This is a genomic window from Pseudomonas sp. Colony2 (assembly GCF_019382755.1).
Taxonomy (GTDB): Bacteria; Pseudomonadota; Gammaproteobacteria; order Pseudomonadales; family Pseudomonadaceae; genus Aquipseudomonas.
Map to the genome: position 1 here is coordinate 2,724,972 of NZ_CP080030.1, position 10,629 is coordinate 2,735,600.

The 10,629-nt window shown below is 64.8% G+C and carries 8 protein-coding genes; 1 reads left to right on the top strand and 7 read right to left on the bottom strand.

Features of this window, described 5'->3' with window-relative positions; translation table 11 throughout:
• Positions 1 to 308: 308 nt before the first annotated feature.
• The 7 genes from JV201_RS10920 to JV201_RS10950 form a co-directional block, all read right to left on the bottom strand.
• On the bottom strand, positions 309 to 1,451 hold the full coding sequence (locus tag JV201_RS10920) for an LLM class flavin-dependent oxidoreductase (RefSeq protein ID WP_219406887.1): 1,143 nt from the start codon (positions 1,449 to 1,451) through the stop codon (positions 309 to 311).
• The gene (locus JV201_RS10925) at positions 1,441 to 2,433 is read right to left on the bottom strand and encodes an LLM class flavin-dependent oxidoreductase (RefSeq protein ID WP_003218624.1); all 993 of its coding nucleotides are present in this window, start codon (positions 2,431 to 2,433) and stop codon (positions 1,441 to 1,443) included. The genes JV201_RS10920 and JV201_RS10925 overlap by 11 nt, the downstream gene beginning before the upstream one ends.
• A gap of 159 nt (positions 2,434 to 2,592) precedes the next feature.
• Positions 2,593 to 3,579: an LLM class flavin-dependent oxidoreductase gene (locus JV201_RS10930; protein WP_003218623.1), complete on the bottom strand. Its 987-nt coding sequence runs from the start codon at positions 3,577 to 3,579 to the stop codon at positions 2,593 to 2,595.
• Entirely contained in the window at positions 3,576 to 4,565 is a 990-nt protein-coding gene (locus JV201_RS10935) for an LLM class flavin-dependent oxidoreductase (RefSeq protein ID WP_177029478.1), read from the bottom strand. The genes JV201_RS10930 and JV201_RS10935 overlap by 4 nt, the downstream gene beginning before the upstream one ends.
• On the bottom strand, positions 4,562 to 5,479 hold the full coding sequence (locus JV201_RS10940) for a 5'/3'-nucleotidase SurE (protein WP_003218619.1): 918 nt from the start codon (positions 5,477 to 5,479) through the stop codon (positions 4,562 to 4,564). Before JV201_RS10940 ends, JV201_RS10935 begins: the two co-directional genes overlap by 4 nt.
• On the bottom strand, positions 5,476 to 6,813 hold the full coding sequence (locus JV201_RS10945) for an LLM class flavin-dependent oxidoreductase (RefSeq protein ID WP_219406888.1): 1,338 nt from the start codon (positions 6,811 to 6,813) through the stop codon (positions 5,476 to 5,478). The genes JV201_RS10940 and JV201_RS10945 overlap by 4 nt, the downstream gene beginning before the upstream one ends.
• Positions 6,814 to 6,871: 58 nt before the next feature.
• Positions 6,872 to 9,310 carry a TonB-dependent siderophore receptor gene (locus tag JV201_RS10950; protein ID WP_177116524.1) on the bottom strand — a complete coding sequence of 813 codons (2,439 nt, stop codon included), beginning with the start codon at positions 9,308 to 9,310 and terminating at the stop codon, positions 6,872 to 6,874.
• Between the two features lie 306 nt (positions 9,311 to 9,616).
• On the opposite strand from JV201_RS10950, the gene JV201_RS10955 reads away from it, so the two are divergent.
• On the top strand, positions 9,617 to 10,609 hold the full coding sequence (locus JV201_RS10955) for a P1 family peptidase (protein WP_003218615.1): 993 nt from the start codon (positions 9,617 to 9,619) through the stop codon (positions 10,607 to 10,609).
• Positions 10,610 to 10,629: the final 20 nt, after the last annotated feature.

Below are 10,629 nucleotides of genomic sequence, written 5' to 3' on the forward strand. Positions count from 1 at the left end.
CCGGTAGGCCGCTGTGCTCTTGATCTGCTTTTGATCTTGATCTTGGGCGCCCCGTTAAACCACGCTGGCCGAACGCAGGCTTTGGAGCGTGGGTAACCCGGCAGGACGCCGGGTTAGCCGTCCTGGGCCAGGGATGGCCCATGACGGCGGCCCACGGTCCAAAGCCGGAGTGAGGGCACACCGAGCCTAGGCGAGGTGCCGAGTGGTGGGGCAAGAGCGTTTTGCTTACTTTTGCGCTGTTCAAAAGTGAGCCGCTGTAAGAGCGGAACCAATATCAGCCATAACCGAAGAAACGGATATGTACTCAATCAACCCCGACCCACCTCAACATCCCTCCCCGAAGCCCCAATCCTGCGCAACAACGGCAACACCTCCGCCCCCACATGAATCGACTCTTCCAGATGCGGAAACCCCGAGAGAATAAAGCTGTCCACCCCAAGCTGGTGATACTCCTCGATCCGCTCCGCCACCCGCTCATAACTCCCCACCAGCGCGGTCCCGGCCCCGCCCCGTACCAGGCCCACACCGGCCCAGAGGTTGGCCGAAACCTCCAGCTCCCGCGCCCCACGCCCACGGCCTTTCATCAACTCGGTCTGGCGACTCTGCCCCACCGATTCATACTTGGCCATCTGCCGCTGCGCCTGGTCAATGGCGTCCTTGGGTATCTCCTCCAACAGCCGCTCCACATGCGCCCAGGCCGCCTCGTCAGTGCGATCGGCAAAGATGTGCAAGCGCAACCCAAAGCGCAACGTCCGCCCCTGCATCGCGGCCAACTCATGCATCCGCAGCACCCGCTCGGCAATCATCGCCGGCGGCTCACACCACATCAGGTACGTCTGCCCATGGGCAGCCCCCACCTGCTCGGCAGCCTCGGAGGCACCCCCAAAATAGATCGCCGGCACCTCGGCCCCAGGCGCCACCGGCGTGTTGATCCCACTGCGGTAGTAGCGCCCCGGATGCGCCGGCTGCTTGCCAGCCCACACCGCCTGGAACACCTGCAAAAACTCCGCAGTACGCGCATAACGCTCATCGTGTTCGAGAAAGTCCCCCAACGAACGCTGCTCAAAACGGCTGGACCCCGTCACCACATGCAACGCCAGGCGATTCTCGCTGAGCAATTGCAAGGTCGCCGCACGGTGGGCGGTATAGGCCGGCAGCTCCATGCCTGGTCGCAACGTCAGGAGGAATTTAAGCCGTCGCACCTCCTGGGCCAGCACCGCGGTAATCAGCCACGGATCCTCGAAACCGCTGGCGGTGGGCACCATGATCCCGTCGAACCCGGCCTGTTCGGTAGCCCGCACGATCTGGCGCAGGTAATCGAGGGTGGGGGCACGTTCGCCTTGCTGGAACAGCCCGACCTTGGGCAGGCCGCTGCTGGTGAGGTGGCGGCCGTCGCCATTGGTGGGCAGGAACCAGTCGAGCTGGATCGGGGGGCGAACCTCAGTGTTCATGGTGCAGGCGCTCCTTGCGCAGGCCGTGTTGAAAAAGCAGCGGCAGGATCTGTTCACCAAAGCGCAGCACTTCGCCGACCGCCGGGCCGCCTTGCAGGATGATGTGGCCAAGGCCCAGGCCGTGCAGTTCCTGCAGGCGCGTGGCGATTTGGCGGGGCGTGCCCACCAGGATCAACGGTTGGCCAGGGTGCAGTTGCAGCAGGTTCGGGTGGATCTCCCACTGGCGCAACGGGTGACGGTCGCGGGGCACGGTGGCGATGCGGTGGTTGGGCAGGTCCTGGGTCGGCAGCAGGGCGGCGGCGGTTTCCCAGGCCAGGTCCTCGCTGTCGCCGATGACCAGGCCGAAGGTACAGGCAAAGGCCAGGCCCGGCTGAAGCTGGCGCCAGCGTTGTATTTCCTGGTCCAGCCACTGCGGATGCCCAGGCCGCAACAGGCAGACCTGGGCGTGGCCAGCCACCAGCGCGTGGCTTTGGCTGTCGTCCAGCACCAGTGGCGGCGCGGGCAGTTCGCGGCGGGCGACGCCGGCGTTTTCCAGTTGGAAATAGCGGCCTTGATAATCCAGGCCGCCGTCATTCGGTGCCAGCAGTTGTTGGAGAATCTCCAGGTATTCGCCGATGCGTTCGCTGCGCTGGTCGCGGTTCAGCCATTCGCCAAACGCACTGCGCAGGCTGCCTTGTTCGCCGTCGGGCAAGTGCAGGCGCACCCGGTGGCTGCTGATCGATTGCAGGCTTTGCAGGGTGGTGGCCAGGGCCGCCGGCAGCATGACTTCCGGCGGTACGCTCACCGACAATTGCACCCGGCGGGTGTGGGCGCACAACGCCGCCGCCACCCCGAGGCTGTCGGCACACAGCGCGCCGCCGGGGATCCACAGGCCGTCGATGCCGGCGTATTCCACCGCCTGGGCCAGCTGGATCCACTGCCCCGGCCGCGCCGCCCAGTCGGGGGTACAGAGGGGCATCAACCAACTGAATTCAAGGGGCATACACGGGCTCCATAGTTTGGCATCAGCATCACGCGTCGTCGTAGCAGCTGTCGAGCCCCGGCGAGGCTGCGTTCGCGGTGTATCTGGCACACCGCTACGCAGCCTCGTTTCACTCGACAGCTGCTACGGGAGCTGACGCTTTCAGGGCGTTTGATCATCCTACTCTCGTCCTCGCCATCCGAGGGCCGGGGCGATGTCCCGGGCGATGATTTCCAGGCGCTTGAGGATCTGCGCCTGGGTCGAGCTTTCGGCCTGGACCACGGCGATCACGTAGTCAGCATAGGGCAGCAGGGACGGGTCCTGTTGCAGGCTGGCGATCACTTCGTCGGGATGGCCGTGGTGCACGTTCATCAGGCGCAGGTGCTCCTGCAGGTCCACGGCTTGATCAATCAGGCCTTCGCGTTGCAGGCGCGGGATGTGGCGCTCGATATCCACCGCCAGTTCCGCTTGGGCACTGGCGCGATCCGCTGCCGGGAAAATTGCCCGCACCACGCCGATTCTCGGTGGGCGATCGATGCGGGTCCAGGCATTCAAGTAGGCATCGGCCAGGGGTTTTTGCACCGTCAGCGGATCGTGGGTGGCGGTGCCCAGCAGCAAGCCGTTGCCCTGGCTGGCGGTGTATGCCGCGCCTTCGAGGCTGCCGTGGGAGTGCCACAAGCGGCTGCTCAAGCCGGTTGCTGGCGGTTGCAGGGTCAGCGCGCTGTGGGGCATCAATGCCTCGCCGTCGAGTAACTGCTGGACCTGCTGCTGGTGTTCGCTGAAATCGACCTGGCGTTGCACGGCATCACGGCCAAACGCGCTGAAATTGTCGAGGTTGGCGCCGCCGCTGCCCAGGCCCAATTGCACCCGGCCGCCGCTGAGGGCATCGAGCACACTGGCGTCTTCCGCCAGGCGGATCGGGTCTTCGAAAGGCAGCACGATCACCCCGGTGCCCAGTTCGATATGCCGGGTTCGCTCGGCCACCGCCGCCAGCAATACCAGCGGCGACGGCAGCCGGCCAAAGCCGTTGCTCAGGTGGTGCTGGGCAATCCAGCCACCGTCGAAACCGAGGGCCTCGGCGACTTCGAATTGTTCGATCAGGTCGCGGTAGACCTGCTGTGGATCGTCGCCAAAGGCGTGGCTGAGAAAGCCCAGTTTGAAGCTCATGTGAGGGTTCCTTGGGGCAGTGTCGGTTGCCAGCCCAGGGCCGGGGCGATCTGTTCGCGGATGATTTCCAGCGCGCGGATCGCCTCCCGCAGCGGGGTGCTGGCGGTCTGTACTTGCAGCACCAGGTGGTCGTTGGCCGTCAGTCTCGGCCCTTGCTGCAACTGCTCGATGATCTGCTCGACCGGGCCGTGCAGGATGCCGAGGCGCCTGAGGGTGGCGTCGAAATCATCATCCACCGGCGCCTTGTACACGCCGATACTCTGTTGGCGTTGCACGTAGGCCTGGATATCGTTGCGCGTGGCGGCGTCCGGGTTCGGGATCAGCGCCTGTACCCGGGTGACACGGGGCGGGGTGCCGTTGTCACCGGTCCAGGCGTTGCGATAGCGGTTGACCAGTTCTACCCCGGCTTCGGGCGGCAGGTGCGGGTTGGGCGCCATAATCAGGCCGTGGCCGCGCTCGGCCACCCGTTCCACCCGTGAGGTGGCTTCCCAGATTCGCTGCCCAAGGCCGGCTGCCCGTGGCAACAGGCGCGAGCCGCTGTCGGTCAGGGGGGCGTTGCCCAGGGCATGGATCAACTGTTGCAGGTGCTGCTCATAATCGCGGTGGCGCGCCTCAGGCTCACGACCGAATGCGGTGAACGTGTCGGGATCAAAACCCGCACCCAGGCCCAGCTCCAGCCGGCCATTGCTCAACAGGTCCAGCACCGAGGCGTCTTCCGCCAGGCGCAGCGGCGCTTCCTGGGGCAACACGATAATCCCGGTGCCCAGGCTGATCCGCCGGGTGCGCTGGGCGATGGCGGCAAGCAATACCAGGGGCGAGGGCAGGCGGCCGTTTTCGCTGGCGAAGTGGTGCTGCGCCACCCAGCCACTGTCAAAGCCCAGCTCTTCGGCGACCTTGAACAACTCCACGGTGTCGCGGTAGACCTTGGGCTCGAAGCCGGGGCTGTAGACGCGGCTGAGAAACCCCAGGGAAAAACGCGAACTCATGGCTGCACCTCGCGGGCCAGTTGTTTTTGCAGGGCGGGGCCGGCGTTGATCGACTCCGGCAGGCCGCTGAACGGGCTGATGGTCAAGTAACCCTTGTTGAGCCATACCGCCTCATCCTGCTTCTGCTGCTCGGCGGTGGCGGCGGGGCTGTACTGGAAGCCGATGCCGGGTTTGCCCGGCAGTTTGAATTGCTTGAGGTCGTCGGTGTACACCGCTTCAAAACCCACGTAGCTGCCGATGCGGGTGAGTTTCACGCCCTTGATCCGTGGGTCTTTTGGCAGGTTGATATTCAGGCCCAGGCCCTTGGGCAAGAGCGCGCCGTCGGGCTGGCGATGCTGGTCCAGGGCATTGACCAGCTTCGCCACCAGTTGCGCCGCGCGTTGTGGGTCTGCCTCCTTCAAATCGGTGCTGACTGCCAGCGCCGGAATGCCCGCCTGCACCGCGACACTGGCGACGTTGAACGTGCCGGAAGCGCTGTTGATCGCCCCCAGGTTATTCCCGGGGTTGGGGCCGACGATCACCAGGTCGGGGTGGGGCATGACTTTTTTCAGGCCCATCAGCAAGGCCATCACCGGCGTACCGCTGATTTCGATCTGCACGTCTTTGCCGGCGCATTCGGGGCTCTGGCACACGCCGTTTTCAGTGGTGCTGATGTAGTAACTGTCGGGGTAGGCCGGGTCGTCGTCATGGCCAACGGTGACTTCGCGACCAAAGAAAAACGCACCGCCCCGTGCGCTCTGGTCGGCCTGCGGTGCGGCAATCCGCACCGTATGCCCCTGGGCCTTGAGCTCGGTGTACAGGGCGCGAATATTGGGGTGCTGATAACCGTCGTCGTTGCTCAGCAAAATGTTCAGGGCAAAGGCCTTCGAGACGAACAGGCTGCCGACTGCCAGCATCCATGCGCTGCGCTTCATGGTGTGACTCCCTGGGTAAAGCGATTGGCCAGGCGCGGCAGGCCGAGGTTTTCCCGCAGGGTGGTGCCTTCGTATTCGGTGCGGAACAGCCCGCGTTGCTGCAGCAGTGGGATCACCTGCTCGACGAACAGGTCGATGCCACCCGGGAAGTACGGGAAGAACACGTTAAACCCGTCACAGGCACGGGCTTCGAACCACTGCTCGAAGAAGTCGGCAATGTCTTCGGCGGTGCCGATTATCGGGTTGCCGGCGGTCAGGTGCAGGTACAGCTGGCGGATGCTCAGGTTCTGGCTGCGGGCCAGTTCCAGCAGTTTGTCGCGACGGCTGCCGCGCTGGCCTACCGGGGTTTCCGGCAGCGGGCCGTCGAGGTCGTAGCCCGACAGGTCGATGTCATCGCCCAGGGTGTCGGCCAGGAAGCGCAGGCCCAGCACCGGGTCCACCAGGGCCTGGAACTCTTCGAACAGCGCCTGGGCCTGTTCGCGGGTTTCGCCGATAAACGGGGTGACACCGGGCAGGATCTTGATGTGGTCGGGGTCACGGCCAAAGGCGGCGGCGCGTTGCTTGATGTCTTGATAGAAAGCCTGGGCGCCGGCCAGGTCATGGTTGACCGCAAAAATCAGCTCGGCAACGCGGGCGGCGAGGGCCTTGCCGGGTTCCGACGCACCGGCCTGCACCAGCACCGGATGGCCCTGTGGAGGGCGGGCGACGTTGAGTGGGCCACGTACGGAAAAATGTTCGCCGCGATGATTCAGGGTGTGCAGTTTGGCCGGGTCGAAATACTCCCCGCTGGCCTTGTCGCGGGTGAAGGCGTCGTCGTCCCAGCTGTCCCACAGGCCCTTGACCACATCGTGGAATTCTTCGGCGCGCTGGTAGCGGTCGCCATGGTCGATATGGGTTTCGCGGCCGAAGTTCCAGGCCTCATCCGAGACCACCGAGGTCACCAGGTTCCAGGCGGCGCGCCCCTTGGACAGATGATCGAGGGAGGCGAACTTGCGGGCGATATGGTACGGCTCGTTGTAGCTGGTGGTGGCGGTGGCGATCAGGCCGATGTTGCTGGTGACGGCTGCCAAAGCGGCCATCAGGGTCAAGGGTTCGAAGTGTTCGGCGCGGGCAGTGCGGCTGAGGGCGTCATGATGATGGCCCCACAGGGCGACCACGTCGGCGACGAACAAGGCGTCGAATTTGCCGCGCTCGGCGGTTTGCGCGATGTGTTTGAAGTGCTCGAAATCCAGGCTGGCATCCGCCTGGGCCAGGGGATGGCGCCAGGCCGATACATGGTGGCCGCTGTTGGCCAGGAAGGCCCCCAGCTTGAGTTGATCGGTACGTCGGGTCATGGGCAGGCTCCCGCAAAAGGTCAGGCGCAGGGCCGGCGAACCGGCCCCGCGGGCTGGGTCAGAAGGCGTACGTCACGCCGGTGTACCAATAGCCACCGGTGGTGCCGTAAGGCGAAAAGGTACCGTACGGGAAGCCGCCGGAACTGCTTACCAGGTCGGTGCGTTTCGGGTACTTGTTGAACAGGTTGTTGGCCCCCGCATTCAGGGTCACGGCCTTGGTCAGGTGGTAGTCGATGTTCAGGTCGGTGATCCAGGTCGGCGCGAAGTTGCGGTCGTAGATCTCGGCGGTGCCGTACTCGGTGTAGGAGCCGTAGCGGGTCAGGTTGAGGCTGGTTTCAACCTTGTCGTAGGTCCAGGTGGTGCCCAGCAGCAGCTTGGATTGCGGCAAGCCGTACTTGAGGTTGCCCTGGCGCTGGCGGTCATAGCCACCGTCCGGGCCGAGGGCCTGGGCAGCCACCGTCGAGGCGTGGATCGAGTCGATCTGGGTGGTGTTCCAGTTGAAGCCGGCGCTGTATTTCAGGCTGCCATAGGCACCGATGTCCTGGCGGTAGTCGCCCACCAGGTCAACGCCGCGGGTGGTGGTGTCGAGGGCGTTGGTGAAGTAGGTCACCGCCTGGTTCGGGTTGAGCCCGGCGGCGGCGAGGATCGCGCTGATTTGCGGCGTGCCGCCCAGGTAACCGGTCTGGGCGATGCGGTCCTTGATCACGATCTGGTAGGCATCCAGGGTGATGTTGGTGTTGTCAGTGGGTTGCAGGGTCAGCCCGATGCTGTAGTTGGTCGACTTTTCAGGCTTGAGGGTGGTCGCGCCCAGGGCCTTGGCCACATCGGAGTTCACCGCCACGTTGCGGTAGTCGAACAGTTGCCCGTTGACGCTGGTTTGCGAGGTGGAGCTGTAGATCTGCTGGGCCAGGGACGGTGCGCGGAACCCGGTGCTGACGGTGCCGCGCAAGGCCAGGATCGGGGTCAGCTGGTAGCGGGTGGAGAACTTGCCGTTGGTGGTGGTGCCCGAGCCGTCGTTGTAGTGCTCGTAGCGCCCGGCCAGGTCCACGTGCCATTTTTCGGTGAGGTCCTGGCCGATCTCGCCGTAGCCCGCGAGGCTGATGCGGCTTTTTTCGGCGGCGTCGGCCGGGGTGGTACCGGCACCGGAAATGGTCCCGGGTGGAATGATCGCGCCGTTGGCACCGGTGTCGAACGGCCCGCTGGCGTAGGAGGCGAGGTCACCCTTGCCGATCTTGTAGTCTTCGTAGCGCTGTTCCAGGCCCCAGGAAATCTGCGTCGGCTTGTACAGGCCGAGGTCGAAGGCGCGGGTCAGGTCGAGGTTGTTGGTCCACTGGCTGAAGGTTTTTACGCCGGTGTCGACCGAGGTCGGTGAGTTCGGGCCGTAGCTCAGGTTGTAAGTGTCGGTGAGGGTGGCCCGGGCATGGTCCTGGCCGTAGGTGCTCGACAGGTCATAGTCCCAGCCGGCGGCCTGGCCCTTGCCGCCAAACGCCACCTGGAAGTCGTCTTCGATGAAGCGCAGGTTGTCTTCGATACCTTCCGGGTACGGGGTCTGGATGCCGTTGAACGACGGCGGCTGGTGGAATGCCAGGGGCTTTTCCGAGTTGCGGTGGGTGTAGGTTGAGAACGAGTACAGGGTCAGCGCGTCGGCGACCGGCAGCTCGGCGTTGTAGCCGAGGCTGAAGTTCTTCGCCTCGGGCAAGCCGGTGCCGTAGTAGGTGTGGCGTTGGCTGGTGTTGCCGGCACTGTCGGTGTACGGCGCCGCATCGGAACGGTCCGAGACGTCCTGTTTCTTCACGTCCAGGGCGAGGTTGATGAAACCGTCGTTGGGCAGTGCCAGGCCGACATTGCCGGTTTGACGCACGGTTTCGCCATCGCCGTTTTCATAGTTCTGGCCGTAGGTGGTGGACAAGCTGCCGCCGTGGTCGGTTTGCTTGAGCACGATGTTGATCACGCCGCCGATGGCGTCCGACCCGTATTGCGCCGAGGCGCCGTCACGCAGGACTTCGATGTGATCCACCAGGGCGGTGGGGATCATGTCCAGGTCCACCGGTTGCGAGCCGGAGTTGAGGGAGGTGGCGTTGTTCAGCAGCGCGCTGTTGTGGCGGCGCTTGCCGTTGACCAGCACCAGCACCTGGTCGCCGTTCAAGCCGCGCAGGCTGATGGGGCGCACGATCGAGGTCGAACCGAAGCCCGACGAGGCCGGCTGGTTGAGGGACGGCAGCACCTTGCTCAAGGCACGGGTCAGGTCGCCCTGGCCGGTGGCGAGCAACTGCTTGGAAGAAATCACGTCCACCGGCGCCGGGCTGTCGGCCAGGGTGCGGGCCTGGCCACGGTTGCCGATGACCACGACGGTGTCCAGGGGGTTATCGCTGGCCGGGGCGTCGGCGGCGAGGGTCAGGCTGCTGTAGCTGACGGCCTCGCACACGGCGAGGAACAACAGGGTATGGGCGAAAGCCTTGCCGGGTTGGCGGCGGCCTGCGGCGCGTGATGGATTCATGATGTGCAACACTCCAGTGTGGTTAGGCAACGGGCCTTGTTCGAGGACGGCTTGTTAAGTTCAAGCTCTGGTGGAGGCAGGAGAGCAAAGGCTGTGCCATCGCTGAAAAGTCTTGGATAACAAGGAGTTGTTGGAGGGTTTGCGGGGCGGGTGGTGTTTTTCTAACAGGCGGGAGGGCAGGGTGTTGGTTTTTGTGCAGAGGATTTTTTCGCGAAGCTGCTAGCGTACGCTGGGCCGGGGGAGCGCCTCCTTGGCACACCCCTTGCTCTCCCCACGCCATACCTAAACCCAAGGAAGCTTTTCTGTATGCCTAGACCTGGCCCGCGCAACGCCCTCACTGATATTCCCGGCCTGGAGGTTGGCCACGCCACAGACCTGTACGCCGACACCGGCGTCACGGTGATCCGCCCGGATGGTTTCTGGACTGCCAGTATCGACATTCGCGGTGGAGGCCCAGGTGGTCGCGAAACCGCGGCGCTGGAGCCGGAGAACATGGTGGGCCAGCTGCACGCGCTGGTGTTTGCCGGTGGCTCGGTGTTTGGCCTGGCGGCGGCGGATGCGGTGGCGGCGAAGTTGTCCCAGGACCAGGTGGGGTTGCATTTGAAGCCGGGTGCGCCGGCGATTCCTATCGTGCCGGCGGCGGTGTTGCATGATTTGGCGAATGGCGGGGACAAGGATTGGGGCCTGGAGCCACCTTACCGGCGGCTGGGGTTTGAGGCGCTGGCCAATGCCGGTCCGGAGTTTGAGCTGGGCTCTGTCGGGGCCGGGCGTGGGGCCATGGCCGGGGTGCTGAAAGGCGGGCTGGGGACGGCGTCCCTGGATTTGGGCGATGGGTTGGTGGTTGCCGCGTTGGTGGTGGCTAACCCGATTGGTTCGGTCTACATGCCGGATGGCGAGACGTTCTGGGCGTGGCCCTGGGAGGTGGCGGGGGAGTTTGGCGGGGCGCGGCCGGTGACGGAGATGGATTGCAGTGATCCGATGCCGGAGTTGTCGCGGCTGGATTCCATGGGGCGTCTGCAAGCGGGGGCCAATACCACGCTGGTGGTGGTGGCGAGTACGGCGCGGTTGACGGTGGCGGAGTGCAAGCGGGTGGCGATCATGGCGCAGGACGGGATTGCCCGGGCGGTGCGGCCGGCGCATTTGCCGTTTGATGGGGATACGGTTTTTGCGTTGGCTTCGGGGGCAGTGGAGGTGGCGGATGGGCCTCGGCGGCAGGTGGAGATTGGGCGGATTGGGTCGGCGGCGGCTGATTGTGTGGCTCGGTCGATTGCTCGGGGGGTGTTTGCTGCGCGGGGTTAGGGGTGGGTGTATATCCGTTA